Source organism: Enterococcus sp. M-BR2, assembly GCF_056612775.1.
Genome location: NZ_CM152743.1, coordinates 2,238,946 through 2,257,153, shown reverse-complemented (window position 1 = coordinate 2,257,153; position 18,208 = coordinate 2,238,946). Strand labels below are relative to the sequence as shown.

General features: G+C 38.2%; 15 protein-coding genes, 1 pseudogene and 1 riboswitch. Of the genes and pseudogenes, 8 read left to right on the top strand and 8 right to left on the bottom strand.

Annotation, left to right across the window (positions count from 1 at the left end; translation table 11 throughout):
* Positions 1–18 precede the first annotated feature (18 nt).
* The 7 genes from AC1F25_RS11015 to AC1F25_RS10985 form a co-directional block, all read right to left on the bottom strand.
* Positions 19–1,269: an IS110 family RNA-guided transposase gene (locus AC1F25_RS11015; protein ID WP_119364931.1), complete on the bottom strand. Its 1,251-nt coding sequence runs from the start codon at positions 1,267–1,269 to the stop codon at positions 19–21.
* Positions 1,270–1,657: 388 nt separating this feature from the next.
* The gene (locus AC1F25_RS11010) at positions 1,658–3,586 is read right to left on the bottom strand and encodes a hypothetical protein (RefSeq protein WP_479994108.1); all 1,929 of its coding nucleotides are present in this window, start codon (positions 3,584–3,586) and stop codon (positions 1,658–1,660) included.
* A 216-nt stretch (positions 3,587–3,802) separates the two neighbouring features.
* The gene (locus AC1F25_RS11005) at positions 3,803–5,881 is read right to left on the bottom strand and encodes a hypothetical protein (RefSeq protein WP_479994107.1); all 2,079 of its coding nucleotides are present in this window, start codon (positions 5,879–5,881) and stop codon (positions 3,803–3,805) included.
* Positions 5,882–6,216: 335 nt separating this feature from the next.
* On the bottom strand, positions 6,217–6,492 hold the full coding sequence (locus AC1F25_RS11000; RefSeq protein WP_479994106.1) for a hypothetical protein: 276 nt from the start codon (positions 6,490–6,492) through the stop codon (positions 6,217–6,219).
* Between the two features lie 149 nt (positions 6,493–6,641).
* Positions 6,642–7,163, bottom strand: coding sequence for a transcription repressor NadR (locus tag AC1F25_RS10995; RefSeq protein ID WP_002341084.1), 522 nt, complete (start codon positions 7,161–7,163; stop codon positions 6,642–6,644).
* A 2-nt stretch (positions 7,164–7,165) separates the two neighbouring features.
* Positions 7,166–8,008 (bottom strand): chorismate mutase, encoded by an 843-nt coding sequence (locus tag AC1F25_RS10990; protein ID WP_025477129.1) that lies wholly within the window; start codon positions 8,006–8,008, stop codon positions 7,166–7,168.
* Entirely contained in the window at positions 8,001–8,726 is a 726-nt protein-coding gene (locus AC1F25_RS10985) for an NAD-dependent protein deacylase (RefSeq protein WP_151668956.1), read from the bottom strand. Before AC1F25_RS10985 ends, AC1F25_RS10990 begins: the two co-directional genes overlap by 8 nt.
* Before the next feature lie 175 nt (positions 8,727–8,901).
* Between AC1F25_RS10985 and AC1F25_RS10980 the strand changes: the two genes are divergently transcribed.
* The 4 genes from AC1F25_RS10980 to AC1F25_RS10965 all read left to right on the top strand — a co-directional run bounded on the left by AC1F25_RS10980 (position 8,902) and on the right by AC1F25_RS10965 (position 13,630).
* Entirely contained in the window at positions 8,902–9,198 is a 297-nt protein-coding gene (locus AC1F25_RS10980) for a hypothetical protein (protein ID WP_002293448.1), read from the top strand.
* A gap of 256 nt (positions 9,199–9,454) precedes the next feature.
* Positions 9,455–9,629: riboswitch (Lysine riboswitch) on the top strand.
* Between the two features lie 137 nt (positions 9,630–9,766).
* A complete protein-coding gene (locus tag AC1F25_RS10975) occupies positions 9,767–11,359 on the top strand; it encodes an ABC transporter permease subunit (protein ID WP_002293447.1) in 1,593 nt (530 codons plus the stop codon).
* 12 nt (positions 11,360–11,371) lie between these two features.
* Entirely contained in the window at positions 11,372–12,112 is a 741-nt protein-coding gene (locus AC1F25_RS10970; RefSeq protein ID WP_002293446.1) for an amino acid ABC transporter ATP-binding protein, read from the top strand.
* Between the two features lie 168 nt (positions 12,113–12,280).
* A complete protein-coding gene (locus AC1F25_RS10965; protein ID WP_002293445.1) occupies positions 12,281–13,630 on the top strand; it encodes an amino acid permease in 1,350 nt (449 codons plus the stop codon).
* Positions 13,631–13,783: 153 nt separating this feature from the next.
* Here AC1F25_RS10965 and AC1F25_RS10960 read toward each other — a convergent pair.
* Positions 13,784–14,387 (bottom strand): annotated as a pseudogene (locus AC1F25_RS10960) (TMEM175 family protein).
* 146 nt (positions 14,388–14,533) lie between these two features.
* On the opposite strand from AC1F25_RS10960, the gene brnQ reads away from it, so the two are divergent.
* The 4 genes from brnQ (at position 14,534) to AC1F25_RS10940 (ending at position 17,966) form a co-directional block, all read left to right on the top strand.
* The gene (gene brnQ / locus AC1F25_RS10955; protein ID WP_479994105.1) at positions 14,534–15,886 is read left to right on the top strand and encodes a branched-chain amino acid transport system II carrier protein; all 1,353 of its coding nucleotides are present in this window, start codon (positions 14,534–14,536) and stop codon (positions 15,884–15,886) included.
* Between the two features lie 537 nt (positions 15,887–16,423).
* Positions 16,424–16,825 carry a hypothetical protein gene (locus AC1F25_RS10950; RefSeq protein WP_253736194.1) on the top strand — a complete coding sequence of 134 codons (402 nt, stop codon included), beginning with the start codon at positions 16,424–16,426 and terminating at the stop codon, positions 16,823–16,825.
* A gap of 68 nt (positions 16,826–16,893) precedes the next feature.
* The gene (locus AC1F25_RS10945) at positions 16,894–17,283 is read left to right on the top strand and encodes a hypothetical protein (RefSeq protein WP_479994104.1); all 390 of its coding nucleotides are present in this window, start codon (positions 16,894–16,896) and stop codon (positions 17,281–17,283) included.
* A gap of 104 nt (positions 17,284–17,387) precedes the next feature.
* Positions 17,388–17,966 (top strand): hypothetical protein, encoded by a 579-nt coding sequence (locus AC1F25_RS10940; RefSeq protein WP_002309778.1) that lies wholly within the window; start codon positions 17,388–17,390, stop codon positions 17,964–17,966.
* Positions 17,967–18,208 lie beyond the last annotated feature (242 nt).

The window sequence follows — 18,208 nt, the reverse complement described above, 5'->3', positions numbered from 1 at the left end:
TGCGTCAATAACAAAGTGTTATTTATCTATCACGCTCCTTGGGGGCGTGTAGAGTTGATGGTTACGTAGTAGCGTATCCACCAGACGCGTAAATTTTCTTGCGGTTAAGACGAGAGCTCGTTTGTGTTGATGTTTTGGAACCTCTTTATATTTGCTTTGATAAAAAGCTTTATATTCGGGAAGATAATTTTTTACAGAGTTGGCAGCTTCAACTAAGTAATAACGGAAATATCGATTCCCTTGTTTTGTCAGAGGCGTGTTTTGTGACTGATAGTTCCCGGATTGTTTGACTTTCCAGCTTAATCCAGCATATTTTGCTAATTTCGTCTGATCTTCAAATCTTTCGATTTGACCGATTTCAGCGATCAATCCAGCGGCGTAGACTTTACCAACGCCTGGAATACTGGTTAAGCATTGGTATTCTGGAATAACAACCACTAATTGTTCGATTGCTTTATCTAGTTCTTTGATGTTCTTTTCAAGAGCCCGTATTTCGCAGACAAGAACACCCAGAACAATATCAATAGACTCTTGGGCTACAGATCCTAAGCGATAGCTTGATCTGATAGCTCGTTGAATCGCCTTGGCAATTTTTTCTGGTTGCTTGAACCGACCTCTTCCTTTTTCTTGAAGTAAGTCACAGAAGGCTTCCAAAGGAAGCTCAGCTAACTCATCGAGGGTGAAGTCTTCTGTCATAAGGGAAATGACTGTGGCACTAAAAAGACTTGTCGATTCGTCTCGCATTTCTCGAGCAAGCGTATTGCATTTGTACGTTAGATTTTCCAGAAAATGTTGTTTTGTACGAGTTAATTGCTTAATGAGTTGATAGCGAGTACGAGTTAAACGCTGTAAAGCCATGTATTTCTCTTCTTTGATAGGGGAAGTTGTGAATCGTTGGATACGCAAAAAGTCAGCAATTCTTAATGCATCGTTTCGATCAGTTTTATCCTCATCAAACATGCGACTGAACTGTTTAATCCGAAAAGGATTTTCAATCGTTACAAGTGTATTGAGTTTCTTCAGCTCCTCATCTTCGTGAAAAAACATGGAAGGGTGAAAGCTGTACATGGACGTTGATTCCATACCAATCACAATCTGATTAAAGTGATAATTCTCATTGAACTCAAGAATCATATCTCGTATGGATGTGGCACCCTCAATATCATTGGTAACAGGGATTTCAGACAATATAGAGAGTTGATCATCGTCAGTTAGAAAACAAACATCTAATTTTTCAGAGCTAACGTCAATACCGACAAATAATTTCATGGAAGAAGGACCTCCTTTCATTTTAAATTTTGGAAAATGCTTCGATACTGTGGGATTCCCCAGAAACTCACTGTATAGCCACAACCTCGCCTAATAGAATACGGTGATAAAAGAGCTAGAAGCTGCCTTCCAACTACTATTTGAAAGTCTAGTCCATTATCGAAACAGCTAATGAGTTGGTAGTGATAACAGTGGCACGGGTAACAGACTTTACAAGGTAGACAAAACTACAGGGGTGAGTAGCAAATTCCCGTTGGATCCTTTCCATACATCCATTGTACTCTGAGAAATCACACAATATCGAAACAAATTCCGGAAGGAATGTGTTATTCAATAAATTTTATGATTTATAGACACCTTGAAAGAAAACTGTTAGACAAAATATATTTTACGAGGATTGATGGTTATGTCGAGAAGCTAAATCCTTTAGTTGTGACGGCTTGTCTTGATGTGTATTTTTTGGCTGAATCGTTTGATCTGTCTTTTGCTTTGATTCCTCTCTATTTTCCAAAGGATTTATTTCTACTAGCGTCTCTGTCCTCGTACTATTGTCTTGTTTTGCCGTACTTTTTGGCTGAGTCAACTGTTCATTTGGTCTTAGATCCATGCCAAAGTCTTTGACACATGCTTTCCATAATTCGGGATTTGCCTCCCATGGTGCCATTCTGTTTTGTGCTCCATTGTAGAAAACTACTTTCTCCCTAAGCTCTGGCGTATGATAAATATAACGAAGAGCTGCAGCACGTGAGTCTATCCGGCTTCCATTAACAATTCTCACATCTTTATCAATGCTGTAATCGTTACACATCACGATCGTTATATCAGATCGTTCTTTTGCGACTTCTAACATTATCTTTTCAAAACAGGCATCTATATTTTTTCTTATTGTAAGGTTTTCTGGTTGAAATTCCCTACGAGAATTTATAATTGAATTGATTTCGTTCCACAAAATAAGCTTTTTGTTTTTAGACTTAAATTCAGAAGCATAGGCGTAAGGAGTGAAAGGAATATTTTTTTTCTCTCCTTCTCTAAGTTCTTTTTCAAACATCGGGTGCTTATCGAGAAATTTTTTTATATCTTTTTCTTCTCCACAAATCATATACATCCTTTGATTATCACTTTGCCTTACTGTACTGCTTGGGGCAATTCTGGCAATTCTTTTGTAATGTTCTTGTTCAGCTAGAGAGTTAAGACCAAAACTATAAGAGTAAGAAATGAAAGGAATATTTTTTCCCTCTCCTTCTCTAAGTTCTTTTTCAAACACTGGATTCTTATCGGCAAATTCTTTTATGTCTTTTTCTTCTCCACTGTTTTGCCTTACTGTACTGCTTGGGGTAGTACTCTCTAAATTTTTGGCTTGTTCGTTTACAATCTTAAGATCAGAAGCAGAAGCGTCAGGAGTGGAAGGAATATTCTTTTCCTCTCCTTCTCTAAGTTCATTTTCAAACACTGGATTTTTATCAGCAAATTCTTTTATATCTTTTTCTTCTCCACTGTTTTGCCTTACTGTACTGCTTTGCTGTAAATGATTGGCTGCATAGGCTGGATCCAACGTAAGATTCGTAATCCTACATTCTTCTTTCCATGTCACAGCAAGATCCTTATCTCTTTCCCAAGGCATTATATTAGTCAGCTTACCTTTTAAATCGTACATAACAATACTGTTATCATACCCTTCTCCATATAAATACACCCTCCCTGCCAGTTCTTCTTTGTTATGATAAACATAACGGAGCGTGTGACTGGGATAACTCTCTTCACCTCCATTAGCAACTTGTCTTTCTTCAAATGCTACTCCATCGCTCCATTCTGCTACTATAGTCATTAAGTGATTAACAAAAATAGAATCTGAAGTCCGCACATCAAATGCATGTGTATGTTCAGGATCATAGTAAAGGTATAAATCGATTCTTGGATTCGTTTTTGCTACTTCTACGGCTATCTGTCCTCTCAAGTCGTACAAATAATCGTCGACTCTTTCGACTCTTTCCTCCTCAGAAAGCTGTGATGTACCATCAAAAGTTAGATTTAGATTATTATAGATATTCTCTAGTTTTAGTTCTTCAAACTTCCTGCTGACCTTCTGGAAATCGTCCCATAAAACCCATCCTTTGATCTCAGGGGAAAGATACTCCGTGAAGTTTTGAAAAAAGTGCTGCTGGAACTTCTTATCAGAAAGCTGTTTCGCATGGTCGAACATAGTATTTGTTATAGCAGTTAGATAATCAGTACAGTATACTCCTTCAAATCTCTTACGCCCAGATTCCTTATCAATACATAAGCCAATTCTTTGTTCTTCTTGTTTTTCAGGATTCATTTCATATCCGCCCCCATTATTTTGTTATAAAAAAGTATACATTACTTTCATACAGACAAAGCGAACACCTTTTTCTTGAAAACAAAAGAACTGGCGTTTAAATTTCGCCAGTTCTTCGGTGTTTTTTTATGGTGCTTGTTATTCTTCGTACAAGATACCTGCTTCAGCTAGTTTTTACTTGATTGTTTTTAGCATTTTTTTCAAGTCTATCTCTTTTTAACGTTCATAGAATCTTATTATTTCTCGTACACATGGCTTTTTATTAGCCGAAGTTTCTCTCTCTTCTTGCTGTCTGATTTGTGCCATTCTTTGTTGTCCAACTTGGGATGTGGAAGCACTTATTAGTTGATCGGTGCTTGTTGATGGCTGTTCATTCCTTATACCCACTGTTTTTAAAAGACTCGATAACTGCTGTGGCTGTTTTTTTATCAACTGTTCTGGACTCTTTCGATGTTTTACCTGAGTGTCTATTGATTGGTGTAAACTTGTTTCGCTTTCCTTCTTTTCATGAAGTTTATTTTCATTATCAATGCTAGGTGTAAGAACGACACTTTTGCATGCATTTCTCCACGCTTCTGCAATCTCTTCTTTTTCCCATGGTAATCTATCGACAATTTGTTTATGACGATCAAACAGAACAATTCTTCCTTCTAACTCTGATTTATTGTGAAATGCATATCTGAGTATCCTACCGAGACATTTTTCATTCTCCCTTTCCGTTCCTTTTGCAAATTTTTCTTCAATATCTAATATACCAGCTCTATCAGTACCACGCCGTTCTATCTTATCAGCATATTGATCGATATCTATGCTACGCCTGCTACTATCACTAGAATTGCTAGTATCACTATCAGAATAATCAGAATAATCAGAATTAGTCCAGCCAATAACATCGTATGCTGCATAAATTTGTATCGGATCATAAAAAAGTGTCAATTCAGTCATGGGATTTCTTTTTACTATTTCTACCGCTATCTCCCCTTTAATCTTATGCAAGTAGGATATGAGGGTTAATTCCTTAGACCACGTCATTGGTATTTCAAAATTGATATCTAATTTTTTATATATGTTTTCTAATTTGAATTCCTCAAAGCTTCTACTGACTTTTTGGAAATCGTCCCATAGCTCCCAATGTTTTTTATCTGATGGGATATATTTTGTAAAATTCTCATAAAAATGTTGTCTGAAATCTGGATCATAAAATTTCCTTTGTTTTTTGAAGATTGCACCTATCGTAGCAGAAATATAGCCATCAATAGACTCTATCGTATGCTCTGCTTTTGTAGGGTTTTTCTGTCGAAAATTATCCTCATCTGCATATTTTCCAGTTTCTGACACAAATAAACTGATTTTCCGGTGCTCTTGCGGTTTAATTGAAGCAGATAAATCACTTTGTCCATCCATCTGTGGAAGTAGAAATGTCAAAGTCTCTTCTCTACTACTTCTTGACCAGACTGTACCAAGCTCTTTTGACTTGGCCCAAGGAGCTACATTAGTCAACACATTTTTTCTGTCATAATAATAAATCCGACCACCTAATGAGCTCTCATTATGATATAAATGGTGTAACGTATCTGAAGTTTCAGCCAGATGCAATTTTTTAGCAATAGCATTCTCTGTCGATTCTAAACGCTTTTTCCATTTTGTTTTTGAAATTGGCGTATAAAATTCTAAATTTTTTACGCTTTCCCAAGCTGGATCATAAAAAACACCGAGTTCTATTTTCGGGTTTTCTTTTGCTAGTTCTACTGACATTTTCCCAAACCATTGATTCAAGGAATGCTTAAACCCTTGTTCAGGATACGCTTTTTTCATGAACTCATCCCATCCTACTATATTCTCTAAATGGAATTCTTCAAACTTACGACTGACTCGTTGAAATTCTCCCCATAGTTGTCCTTGTCTTTTTGTAGAAGGGATATACTGGTCGAAATTTTCAAAAACATCTTGGTTTAGCTTTCCTTGTATCCCATTTTTCTCCTCTAACATTTCTGCAATTATTTCTATATACTTCTCACAGCTTTCCCATTTGTAATTCTTCTCTTCTAAATCATGAAAAGTAGCGTTGAATTCTTTTCCGTTTCCATAAGTCAATAAAATTTTTTCTTGTTCACTCTTATGGATCAGGCTTTCTTTTAATCCCACGAATTTTTCTTCATTTGGTGAAATCACACCGCTCCATAGATCAGTAAGTTCCTTGTTTTTAGCCCATGGTGCTAAAATTATGTGGTCGTTTTTATAAAAATTCACTCTATCTCTCACTGTTTTTTCAAGAGGATATATCAGCCGTATCATAGCCCCTATTTCCGTTTCATCTACTCCTTGAATGATATCCTTCTCAATATCTTTCGCTTTTTCATCTCGATGTTCATACCCATCTGCTAAAGCTTCTATCCGTTCTTCTTTTGTTTTATACTCGCCATTTTTCAGCTTCTTATTTAATAGCTTTCCTTGTTCAGCCTTAGGATCATAAGAGATATACAGTTCAACGTTTGGATTTCCCTTTAGTATCTCTACTATCAGCTCTTCTTTTTTTTCATTTAAAAGCTCTTCTGCTTGCTTATATATTACTGATAAGTCTTGCGAACCGAAGGAAGGTTTGTTAAATCCTGCATCTCTAAAAATTGTTTCTAGATGGAGTGCTTCAGAAGAGCGAGTTGCTTTGTAAAGGTCATTCCATAATGGCCACTTTCGATTGTAAGTGTAAATATTCTCAGAAAAATTTTCAGAAAATTTTTTAATCTTTCAGATACGTATTCAGAGTCCTCAAAGTTTCGGATGAATTTAATTAGGCTGTGCGCGAGCGTCTCTATGTATTGATCTAACTTTTCCTCACCAACCTCGTTATAATACAGCTTGATTTTTTGTGCTTCCAACGCTCCTTGATCTTGCTTATTTGGATCCATTTCATATCCGCCCCCATTATCTTGCTAGTTATGTTACAAAAAAAGCGTACAATACTTTGTGCAGACAAAACGAACACCTTTTTCTTGAAAATAAAAAAACTGGCGTTTAAATTTCGCCAGTTCTTCGGTACTGTTTTTTATGGAGCTAGTCATCCTTCGTACAAGATACCTGCTTCAGCTAGTTTTTGCTTGATTGTTTTCAGCATATGCTTTTCTGGGTATCGGATCGTATGCAGATGGATTCCTCCTGTGAGTTCGGATAATAAAGAAGCATTGCTCTTTTGATAACGTCTCATAAATGAATCGATGTCTTGTGGCGTTTTAATGTGCAACGTACCTGTTAATTCACCGTAAAGCGGATGTTCTACGATTACATCAATGATTTCGCCGCCATTTTCAACGATGAGTCTCAACTCTTCTTCTGTTTGATCTTTTCCGTGCTGGACCGCGATTTTACTGATATGTCCAGTATTGGTTTCTTCTGTTTCAAGGATATAACCTCTTGCTGTTGCCACGATACTTTTACCTGCCGCTCGTAGTAAAGCAATATCACCGACAATAATCTGACGGCTGACTCCAAAAGTTTTCGCAAACTTGCTAGCACTCACTGGTTTTTCTGTATTTGCCAAGGTTTGCATGATTTGTTTTCGTCGTGCCTCTCCTTCGATCACACTTATTCCTCCTTCATTTTGTTTTGGTATTCGCGCGAGTGTTTCATCAAATCAACATATGTGTTTGTTATTGTTTCCTTGTATCCCTTATTTTTCAGCAGTTTAGCAACTTTATCCAATACTTGCTGCTCTCTTTTTTCATCATAAACTGCTTGGTTTCCTTCTTTTTTTACTTGTCCTATTTTAGTTACTGTATCCATTCTTTTTTCTAATAAAGCAACTAATTCTCGATCGATCGTATCAATCTTTTGACGTAATGTTTCAAGAGACTCTTCTAACGGTTCTTCCTCTACTGTCTTGATGATACGAGCAGGATTTCCTGCAATCACTACATTGTCGGGGAAAGATTTGGTCACAACCGAACCTGCGCCGACCACTACATTGTTTCCTAGCGTGACACCCGGCGTGACGATCACGCCTCCGCCTAACCAAACATTATCACCGATTTTTATGGGTTTTGCGTACTCCAAACCACTGTTACGTTTCACTGGATGTAATGGATGTGTTGCCGTATACAGCTGGACATTGGGAGCAAACATGCAGTTATCACCGATTTCGATCGTGCTGACATCTAAAAATGTACAGTTGAAATTTGCATAAAAATTCTCACCGACAAATATATTATATCCGTAATCAAAATTGATAACTGGCTCCATATAGATTTTTTTCCCTGTACGACCAAATGTTTCTTTCAACAATTGGGATCGCAATTCCGCTGATTCGGCTTGGTTGATAATTTGGCTTTGACTTCTTGCAAACATACGGTCGGCAACCAGCTCAGGATCATTGGCAAAATAAAGCTCTCCTGCAATCATCTTTTCTTTTTCTGTTTTGAATTCAGTCATAGTCTACTCCTAATTCTTGTATTTTTTTGAAAACAACCGCTCCGTCTTCCTGAATAAACGTATAAGGTTCCGCTAAATAAACAGGCGTTTGATTGATTACTAAAATTTTGGCTGACGGTTGGCGAAATTGTACCAGAACACAAAATGGATGAACTTGAAAACTCGTTCCAACAATGACGACCAGCTCTGCTTGGCTGACGGCGTAAGCCGCCTGCTCAATGACTTCATCTTGAAATCCTTCACCATATAACACAATGTTTGGGCGTATTTGTCCGCCGCATGCTTGATGTTTGTCGCTGTGAAGATATTCTTTCCAGTCTACTGTTTGTTTACATTTTCGACAATGACATTGATACAAACTTCCATGAAAATTGACGAGTTGCGGGCTCTTAGCTTTTGCGTGCAACCCGTCGATATTTTGCGAAACGACCCAGATATTTTTTTCTTTCGCTAGATGTGCCATTTCTAAATGAATAATATTTGGTTTTGCTTCAGGATGATAGATCTTTTTGACAAATTGATAGAATTTATCCGGTTCATTCACCATTGCTTGATGACTCAGCAAGTATTCCGGCTGTTCCATTCCGTGGTAGATTCCTGTCAGTGATCGATAATCTGGCACTCCAGAAGGTGTGGATACCCCAGCACCGGTCAAAAACGTGATTTTCTGATGAGTCAATATCTCTTTTGCTGCTTCGTCTACTGTTCCTTGTTTCATATTTTGTCACCTCACTTTCCATTATAGCCCATACTCAAACAAATTTATTGTTGAAAAGTGTGAAAAATAGGAATAAAAAAGTGTGAGGGACATTTGAACAATTTATCACAATCCTCACTGACAAAAGAATGAAAACGTGTTACAATACTGCTGTATAAAAGTGAGGTGAATCGATATGTTACCATTCTTTATTTACTGGGGCGTTATTCTGGCTTGCATCGCCTGGTTAGCGTTAAGTGTTTATTTCTCTGTTTTTTACCTTGTACGCAAAGAAAACGGAAATCTTTGGGCTTTTGCTTTATTCAACGTGATTGCCGCAATTGTTTTAGCCATTACATTAGCCGTTTATCGAACATGGGGCTGGGGAATCACCCAATACTCAAGTTTGATTTATCTAATATTAGCCATTTACGGTGTCGTTGTTCTTTTGCAAGCGATCCTAGGACGTGAGCCAAAGAAAGCGGCTGCTTAAATAATCGAGGTGGAACTGGATGCAGGAAATTTTCTGTTTCAGTTCTTTTTTTATTGTGTTACATACATTTTTGTGTATAATTATACTATCGTTTGCAATGGATAGATGATTCACATTTTGATTGTTTTTTCGGTAAAAGTAAAGATTTCTATATTTATCAGTATATTTTCAAAAAACAGCAGTTATAGATTGACAAAGCCTCTCGAGTATCGTAAACTTTTTTTTGTATAAATAACTGAATACGAGATGCCTCAATCAATGAGGTAGAGGTCGCGAGAATCATTAACCCTGTGGAGTGAAGCAAACATGGAGAAGCAGGAATAGGGAGGATCGCCGAAATGTACACTTTTTTGCTTGAAGTGTATGTTGGGACGCAAGTTAAGAGCTTGCGGACTGTCTTAGCAGTGATGCTAAGTTGCGCTATGTTTTGTGAGAGGTTTATCACCTTATGGAATTTTAGCGGCCTTTTTATATCTATAAATCGGTCGCTTTTTATTTTTTCAGATAAAGCTTTACCGCATTTCATCTAGACCGCTCGTGTATCATATAATCAGAAAGGGAGAAAAAAATGAAAAAAAATATGGTTTCAGTTGCCGTACTATTTGCTTTTGTCTTCTCACTATTCAGTGTGGGATCTCTGGCAAATGCAGATGAAAAAACACCGAGCGATGAGTTTCGCGTAGGTATGGAGGCTGGGTATGCACCCTTCAACTGGTCTCAACAAACAGACGAGAATAACGCCTTGCCAATCCAAGGCCAAAATAGTTACGCCGGCGGTTATGATGTTCAAATCGCTAAAAAAGTAGCAGATGGTTTAGGGAAAAAATTAGTCATCGTCCAAACAAAATGGGATGGTCTGGCTCCTGCCCTTCAATCAGGCAAGATCGATGCGATCATCGCCGGAATGAGCCCTACTGCTGAACGACGAAAAGAAATTGATTTTACCGATCCATATTATGAATCACAATTAGTAGTAGTAGTCCAGAAAGATGGCAAATACGCAAAAGCAAAAAGTTTAGCAGATCTTTCTGGAGCAAAGATTACTGCTCAGTTAAATACCTTCCATTATACTGTGATCGATCAGATACCGGATGTGCAGAAACAACAAGCAATGGATAATTTCTCAGCCATGAGAACAGCGTTAGCTTCTGGAATGATCGATGGTTATGTCAGCGAACGTCCGGAAGGTGTAACGGCAACTAGTGTGAACAAAGACTTGGAAATGCTCGAATTCAGTGGTGCAGATGGCTTCCAGACAAACCCGGAAGATGTTCAGATTTCTGTTGGTATGCGTAAAGGCGACCCAGATATCCAAAAAGTAAACCAGATTCTTTCTGGCATCTCTAACGATGAACGAACAAAAATCATGGACCAAGCAGTCAAAGATCAGCCTGCTGCAACTGATAGTGAAGAAAAACCCGGCATCATTTCTGACTTCACTACGATTTGGAAACAATACGGCAATATGTTCTTACGAGGTGCTGGACTTACCTTGTTCATCGCATTAATCGGGACAGTTGTCGGTACCACACTTGGATTACTGATTGGTGTCTTCCGTTCGGTACCTGAATCAGGAAATGCACTGACCCGCTTCTTCCAAAAAATCGGAAATGCACTTCTATCTATCTATGTCGAAATATTCCGCGGAACACCGATGATGGTACAAGCAATGGTCATCTTCTACGGTCTGGCACTCGCTTTTGGTATTTCGTTGAATCGAACGATTGCCGCTTTGTTTATCGTCTCTCTCAATACTGGAGCTTACATGACAGAGATCGTCCGTGGGGGGATTTTTGCAGTAGATGAAGGACAGTTCGAAGCTGCGCAAGCCATTGGTATGACCCATGGCCAAACGATGAGAAAAGTTGTTATTCCACAAGTTTTACGGAATATCTTGCCGGCAACGGGGAATGAATTTGTTATCAATATCAAAGATACAGCCGTTTTAAGTGTAATCGGCGTAGCTGATTTGTTCTTCCAAGGGAACTCTGCTTCCGGTGCGAATTTCCAATTCTTCCAAACATTTACGATCGTCGGGATCATCTACTTAGTCATGACCTTTACGATCACCAGAATCCTGCGTGCGGTAGAAAAGAAAATCGATGGACCTTCTGCTTACACAAAGCTTGAAGAAATCGACAATTCAAATTTGCAGGAATAAGGAGGAAGAATCATGAGTGAAAAAATTATTGAAATCAACCATCTAAGAAAAAGCTTCGGTGAAAATGAAGTATTGAAAGATATCAGCGTGACAGTCAACAAAGGCGAAGTTGTGACGATCATCGGTTCTTCTGGTTCTGGTAAATCTACTTTCTTGCGCTGTATCAATTTACTAGAAAAACCAACAGGCGGCGAGATCATTTATAATGGAGAAAATGTATTAGCTCCTAAATATAATTTACCTAAATATCGAACAAATCTAGGTATGGTTTTCCAATCCTTCAATCTCTTCAACAATATGAACGTCTTGGAAAACTGTATGTCTGGACAAACAACTGTCCTGAAACGAGATAAAGAAACTGCCAAAAAAGTAGCAATCGAAAATCTGGAAAAAGTTGGTATGGATCGTTATGTCGAAGCTAAACCAGCACAATTGTCTGGCGGGCAGAAGCAGCGTGTCGCAATTGCTCGGGCATTATCGATGAATCCAGATGTATTGTTATTCGATGAACCTACTTCGGCGTTAGACCCTGAAATGGTTGGTGAAGTGCTTAATACGATCAAAGACTTAGCACATACTGGCTTGACGATGCTTATCGTGACGCATGAGATGGAATTTGCAAAAGATGTATCTGACCGTGTCATTTTTATGGATAAAGGTGTGATTGCAGAAGAAGGTACACCAGAAGATATCTTTGTCCATCCAAAAGAAGAACGTACAAAAGAATTCCTTTCACGTATTTTAAATGCTTAGGATCAATCGCTGATTGGGACAGAGAGCTGCGGTGTTTACCGCAGTTCTTTTTTTGCGCCTACTCATAAATAGTAAATTTCTGAAAATTTTGGAATCTTAGTTGTGTTTTTCAGAAAACTCTCTTAATATGGAAGTAATATAAACTTTTTTAGTTAGGATGATTTAAAAATGAATGAAGAGCAAGAACTGCAGCGTGGACTGAAAAATAGACATGTCCAACTGATTTCTATTGGCGGAGCGATTGGAACGGGGCTGTTTTTAGGCTCCGGAAAGTCTATCCAGCTAGCTGGCCCTTCGATATTGCTCGCCTATCTCATCACTGGATGTATCTGTTTTTTCATTATGCGTGCGTTAGGCGAACTTCTGTTATCAAACACTAATAACCATTCTTTTCTGGATTTTGTTGCAGAATATCTTGGCAAAAAAGCGGCTTTCATCACTGGTTGGACGTATTGGTTCTGCTGGGTATCGATTGCAATGGCAGATTTAACAGCCATTGGGATGTATGTACGCTACTGGGCACCTGGTGTTCCTCAGTGGCTTCCTGAACTGATTGCATTAGGTCTTCTTCTTTGCTTGAATATGGTGGCTGTATCATTGTTTGGTGAGTTAGAGTTTTGGTTTGCCTTGATCAAGGTTGTAGCGATCATTGCCTTTATCCTCGTAGGTGCTTATATGATCCTCACCCACTATACGACAGATATTGGCACAGCCAGCATCACGAATCTATGGTCTCATGGCGGATTCTTTCCGACTGGTGCTAAAGGATTCATCTTGGCTTTCCAAATGGTGACCTTTGCTTTTGCTGGGATCGAATTAGTTGGATTAGTCGCTGGGGAAACAGAAAATCCTGAAAAAGTATTGCCGGAAGCTATCAATAATATTCCTATCCGGATCATCTTATTTTACTTAGGCTCTCTTTTTGTCATTATGGCCATCTATCCATGGAATAGCTTGAATCCAGATAATAGTCCATTTGTAGAGGTATTTTCGGAAATTGGGATCACGATTGCTGCATCCTTGATCAATCTAGTCGTATTAAGTGCAGCAGCTTCTGCCTGCAACAGCGCCATATACAGTACAGGACGTATGCTTCGTTCTTTAGCACAAGAAGGAAGTGCTCCTAAAAAATTCAAAAAGTTAACAACACATCATGTTCCAGGGAATGCTTTGACATTTTCTACGATCGTCATTTTCATTTCGGTTATCTTGAATTACGTGATGCCTAGTGAAGTATTCACACTCGTAAGCAGTATTGCCACTACTTGTTTCTTGTTTATTTGGAGTATGCTTGTCTACACGCATATGAAATATCGTAAAAGTATCATCGGCAAAAAAGCTCATTCATTTAAAATGCCGCTGTACCCATTGAGTAATTATTTGGTCTTTCTTTATATGGCCTTTGTGTGTGTCGTCTTGTTCCTAGGAAAAGATACGAGAATCGCTTTATTACTGACACCTGTGTGGTTCTTGCTTCTCTTACTGATCTATCATATGAAATATGAACGTAAGAAGTAAGAAAGAGGTTGTGAGCCTGCCGTTTCACTCTGAGTCACAAGGATCAATTTCAAAAAAACAGCTTCTCATGTTTGTTGAATATTGTGACTTGTGACCGAGGAGTTGGCAGGAGAACACCGTTTATTCGGAAAAAGGGCTGTGACAATATTTTTGTCACAGCTCTTTTTGTTTCCCCGGAAACAACCGCTGATAATAGGCATCTGCTTTTTTATAGGAAAAAATCCAAATACCAGATACGAAAAAAACGTCCGAATAACCCAATCATCGGTACAAAAAAGATACCGGCAATCAAACATAAGTTAATAAACATAGAGATAAAACTTCGATGGTCCTTTGACAAAACTCTCACGACATGGGAATCTGGTTTATTTGCTTTCATGATTTGCCTCATCAATATACCAAAAGAAAAACTCCACATCGTGTATACTAAGACATAAGCCATCTCAGGCCAAAAAGCTTCAGGGTTACGCCCGACCCAACTTGTAACGGAAGGACATAAAGTCAGCCAGAAGAGCCAAAAGATATTCGACCAGACCACTCGGTAATTGATGCGTTCTGCCATCTGGAATATACGATGATGGTTCACCCAGATTACCGCAACAAATATAAAACTGATTGCATAAGCTAATAATGTATTTCGGATGGCCCATAAAGAATGGATACCAGATGGATCAGGAATCTTGATGTCTAATACAAGAACTGTCAAAACGATGGCCACTACTCCATCAGTAAATGCTTCTAATCTCGACTTTGTCACGATGTTTCCTCCTCAGATGATTCAGCGCTTTTATTTTATCACTTGTGTTATTAAATAACCATCGTTTTATATAGGAAATTTTCTGAAAATTGTTGCATATTTTTCGAAATTTTGTTACTTTTAAAAAAACCGTAAAGGAGTTATGTATGACAAAAAAATTATCATTTAAAGACTATCTTTTTATAGGCTCCATGCTTTTCGGTCTATTTTTTGGTGCTGGAAATCTTATCTTTCCCGTTCATTTGGGTCAAGAAGCAGGTGCTGCTACCTTTTGGGCGAATCTAGGTTTCTTGGTTACCGGTATCGGTCTTCCCTTCTTAGGAGTGATTGCCATTGGTGTATCGAAAAGCTCAGGTGTATATGAATTAGCAAAACGGATAAATCAAACATATGCGATGGTTTTTACCATCTTGCTTTACTTAGTTATCGGACCGTTTTTTGCTTTACCTCGCCTTGCAACCACATCTTTCGAGATTGGTTTAGCACCATTTATCGATCCTAGCAGACAGACGCTATATCTAGCAATTTTCAGTATTGTATTTTTTGTGCTGGCTTGGTGGTTTTCAAGAAAACCGACAAAGATATTAGATTATGTTGGAAAATTCCTGAATCCTGCATTTTTGGCTTTATTAGGGGCATTGCTTCTCCTTGCTTTTATGAATCCACTAGGCTCTGTCAATCAAGCGCCTATTCAGCCAAATTACCAAGACCATGCTTTTTTCACAGGATTTACTCAAGGATATAACACATTAGATGCGCTTGCTGCTTTAGCATTTGGAATCATCATCGTTACGACGATCCAAAACATGGGTGTAACAAAACCTGCTGAAATTGCTAAAGACACGATCAAATCTGGTGCGATCAGCATTATATTGATGGGAATCATTTATACTTTGCTCGCTTATTTAGGTGCTATGAGCTTAGGTAGCTTTGCTCTAAGTGAAAATGGCGGAATCACGCTGGCTCAGATTGCTGATCATTATTTAGGCACTTATGGTAGTATCTTATTAGCATTCATCGTTATATTAGCTTGTTTGAAGACTGGTATTGGTTTGATTACAGCTTTTGCAGAAACATTCACAGATTTGTTCCCACAAAGAAATTACGCCTTTTTTGTTGCACTTGCCAGTATCCTTCCCTGTTTAGCGGCAAATGTTGGCTTGACGAATATCATTCAATTTTCATTGCCTGTTTTGATGTTCATCTACCCATTAGCAATGACATTGATTCTGTTAGTGTTGGTTGGTCCTTTGTTTAAGCAGCGTACAGCTGTTTATCGGATGACTACCTATTTTACGTTGATTGCTTCGATTTTTGATGGGTTGAATGCCTGCCCCGAATCTATTAAGCAAACCCCTATCGTTCAAAATCTTTTACATGCTGCGGAAAGCTACTTGCCGTTTTTCAAATTGGGGATGGGGTGGATCGTACCAGCAGTTATCGGTTTTGTTATCGGACTGATTTGGAGTTTCGCTAAGAAAGAAGAAGTAGCGGATTGATAAAAGAGGTTGTCTCTTGAACACTTTTTAAGAAAGAGTTTGCGAAAAAGCTCTCACAAAAATTGCGACGAGTAATCGCAGGATCAATAAAAAGCAAAAGGTCTGTGACAAAAGTCTTGTCACAGACCTTTTTTTCCGAATAAACGGTGTTCCAGAAGTAGCTTCTTCGAAAAATAAGCCGATATTTTACAAAAATTTGAGAAGCAATTTTCGTCAATTCCTTCTTATTTCTTGAAGCTGACCACTTCAGTCACAACCTCTTTTTTATAAATAAAGTTATTTTTACATATTAAAAAAGCAAACATTAAATAACGTTAATTTCAAAACAAATAAATTCCTCCCTTCTTTTTCTTTATCAGTTACGTGAACGATTATGCGTCCAAAACAAACGATTATTTGACATAACTACTGTCTTCCATGAGAATACACGAAGGAAACACCAATAATATAAAAAACATTTTTTTAAATTGATTTTTTCTATTACGCCTTGTACTCTTTCGTTTTTTCAAGAATAATTAAATGTGTAAGCGAATACGAATGAACGGAGGTGCAAAAGACCCCCTTGTCGATCAGCCGCACGTGTTCTTGAAAGGAGAAAACATGAAAAAACTCACTCATTTGTTTTTTGTTGTGTTGACACTTCTGCCATTTGCTGCCACGCCTGTCCAAACGCACGCCCAAGAAACGTATACGATTAAAGCAGAACAACATGCGACGACGGAAGTTGTTCCTGAACTCCCGTCTATCTCTCGTATCCCTGTCACTACCCAAGAACCAGATCCGCACAACGCAGCATTGGTTCCTTTAACCGGTGGCGTCAGTTTCTCCTCTTTCCTCTCCTTTTTCTGCTGTTGGTGCTACATTAAGTTCTACATTGGTTTCCCTCCCTGCTTCTGTTGCAGTAGTTTCTGCTATCCTAGGAGCAGGACTTGGTTATAGTTTTTACCAATTAGGTTCCTCCTTAGGCGTCGCCACTGCAGACTTACTCAAAACGAATGCGAGCTTGTATGAATTATCTTCCAATAATCCTGCCCCTGCAACAAGAATTGGCCGCTTTTGCCACTTCGGGAATTGATTCTACTACTAGTACCTATAATTTCTCGCAAGGTCTGCAAAAAAGATACGCGCAAGACGTGACCAGTCATGCATTGATGCGGGAATATTTGACAGGAACAACGGATCATGGTACTTATCGCTTTTCGATCAATGACCATCCGGCTTTTCGTAAACTGATCTCTTATGGTTCTCTTTTTACTGAAAGCGCTCGGACTGGCGTAATCGGACGTGATGCCTCGGTAGCTGATCGAATGTTCATCGAAGATCAATTCTTCTTACTGGAAATGGTTCGTGTCAAGGTTTGTCTACAGTCTGATGGCATGTTATGCATGCCTTTTTAGTCAGTTATAGAAGATATACTAAAAAAAGCAAGCGATAATGCGGTTTTATTTTTTAAGGTTCTGATCATATAATTTTTTAATGAAAAGACGGAGGATTAAATCAAATGAAAAATAAATGGACAGTGTTGATTTGTGCAACTATTTTATCAACTTGGACGATTCCTACACAAAATGCCCTCGCGGAAGAAGCAGGGAATAATGCAACTTATGACACTACGCAACAAACAGTAACTAGCAATAGTTCTAGCGAAGAGCAAACAGCAATTGTAAATGGAGAAGAAGTAAAATTAGAAGCGCCAGTAAAAGAAGGACAGTCTGAAGCTGAAGCGACTCAAGCACCAAAAGAAGAGTTACAACAAGATCAAATGAGTCGGTTTGCTCGTAGTGCAGTAAGAACAATACCTATGTATCGCATGTATAATCCAAATAGCGGAGAACACTTCTACACTCAAGATACTGGAGAACGAGATAATCTAAGAAGAATTGGTTGGAATTACGAAGGTATTGGTTGGCAAGCTCCAACAAGTGACGATCCAGTTTATCGTCTATACAATCGTTACAACGGCGAACATTTCTACACGCTGAATGCCGCTGAACGTGACAATATCACGAAATACGGATGGAAGTATGAAGGTATCGGTTGGTACTCTTATACAGGACCAAATGGTAAGTCTATTAGATAACAATATAATCCCTAAAAAAAACTACAGTGTATTTAATTTATGTCGCAATATAATTAAATATACTGTATTATTTGTAATGAAAACGAATATTTATAGAAAAAGTGAAGAAAAGAAATGCAATAGAGTTAAATAACATTATTTTTTTTGACTGTTTAAAGTGGTAGTAATAAATGGGTGCATATTTTATGTTAGGGAAGGTGGATCGTGTTGATAACTATTATCTTATTATCTGTCCAATATTT

Bases quoted from the DNA above. Each gene is read 5' to 3' on its own strand.
- AC1F25_RS11015 (WP_119364931.1), bottom strand. From the start codon at position 1,269: ATGAAATTATTTGTCGGTATTGACGTTAGCTCTGAAAAATTAGATGTT.
- AC1F25_RS11010 (WP_479994108.1), bottom strand. From the start codon at position 3,586: ATGAATCCTGAAAAACAAGAAGAACAAAGAATTGGCTTATGTATTGAT.
- AC1F25_RS11005 (WP_479994107.1), bottom strand. From the start codon at position 5,881: ATGATACGGCTGATATATCCTCTTGAAAAAACAGTGAGAGATAGAGTG.
- AC1F25_RS11000 (WP_479994106.1), bottom strand. From the start codon at position 6,492: ATGGATCCAAATAAGCAAGATCAAGGAGCGTTGGAAGCACAAAAAATC.
- AC1F25_RS10990 (WP_025477129.1), bottom strand. From the start codon at position 8,008: ATGACTGAATTCAAAACAGAAAAAGAAAAGATGATTGCAGGAGAGCTT.
- AC1F25_RS10985 (WP_151668956.1), bottom strand. From the start codon at position 8,726: ATGAAACAAGGAACAGTAGACGAAGCAGCAAAAGAGATATTGACTCAT.
- AC1F25_RS10980 (WP_002293448.1), top strand. From the start codon at position 8,902: ATGTTACCATTCTTTATTTACTGGGGCGTTATTCTGGCTTGCATCGCC.
- AC1F25_RS10975 (WP_002293447.1), top strand. From the start codon at position 9,767: ATGAAAAAAAATATGGTTTCAGTTGCCGTACTATTTGCTTTTGTCTTC.
- AC1F25_RS10970 (WP_002293446.1), top strand. From the start codon at position 11,372: ATGAGTGAAAAAATTATTGAAATCAACCATCTAAGAAAAAGCTTCGGT.
- AC1F25_RS10965 (WP_002293445.1), top strand. From the start codon at position 12,281: ATGAATGAAGAGCAAGAACTGCAGCGTGGACTGAAAAATAGACATGTC.
- brnQ (WP_479994105.1), top strand. From the start codon at position 14,534: ATGACAAAAAAATTATCATTTAAAGACTATCTTTTTATAGGCTCCATG.
- AC1F25_RS10950 (WP_253736194.1), top strand. From the start codon at position 16,424: ATGAACGGAGGTGCAAAAGACCCCCTTGTCGATCAGCCGCACGTGTTC.
- AC1F25_RS10945 (WP_479994104.1), top strand. From the start codon at position 16,894: ATGAATTATCTTCCAATAATCCTGCCCCTGCAACAAGAATTGGCCGCT.
- AC1F25_RS10940 (WP_002309778.1), top strand. From the start codon at position 17,388: ATGAAAAATAAATGGACAGTGTTGATTTGTGCAACTATTTTATCAACT.